This is a genomic window from Streptomyces djakartensis, assembly GCF_014651075.1.
Taxonomy (GTDB): domain Bacteria; phylum Actinomycetota; class Actinomycetes; order Streptomycetales; family Streptomycetaceae; genus Streptomyces; species Streptomyces djakartensis.
The window spans coordinates 1-636 of record NZ_BMWE01000074.1 but is presented as its reverse complement, the minus strand read 5'-3'; the positions used below and the strand labels follow the sequence as shown (position 1 = coordinate 636).

Sequence of the window (636 nt, the reverse complement as noted above, 5' to 3'; positions counted from 1 at the left end):
CCCATAGTTTGGAGTTCCTCTATATTTTCCTGTGCATTTTCCATTTCCGGAAAAAGGTTGGTTATGGGTTTTAGTTTGGATGCTTCTGCCTTTATCTGTCTGTCGGTTGTTTCCTGTACCCTTCGCATCTCGATGTTGTTGGTTCTTAATTGTCCTTCTAAATTTTGATTCTTGAATGAGAGGTTATAATTTTCTTTTTTGAGGGTTTCAATTTCTTTGGCTTGTCGTTTTACTTCCCCTACATTAAAGACGCTTGTAACGGCATTAAATACGGTTTTTCCGGCTTTTGCGGCAGCTTCTTTGGCTTCGTTGATGTGTATGTCGGTTTTCATGCTGTTTAGCTCTTTTTGTGCCGTACTAAGTTCCTTTTGGACTGTGGTGATTTTCTCGGTTCCGGCAGTGTATGCCCTGTTTAGTTGCTCGATGTCTTTTTGAAGTTGTTCAGCTTTCTCTGTTTCCATTTTGTTTTTGTATTGCATGGCCGACAAGTGTTTCTTGTCTGAAGAAACTCCACGTTCCATGTTGAGACACTCTGCTGTTATAGTCTGCATCTCCGCCATGTCGTGTCTGTTCAGCTTTACAGTTTTTCCTGTATGGCCGTCCGTCCAGTCAAAGATCATGTGCGCATGATAGTTC

At 41.7% G+C, this 636-nt stretch carries 1 pseudogene; it reads right to left on the bottom strand.

Annotation, left to right across the window (positions count from 1 at the left end):
• A pseudogene (locus IE212_RS34525) lies at positions 1 to 636 on the bottom strand (NBU/pMV158-type mobilization protein); the annotation flags it as partial.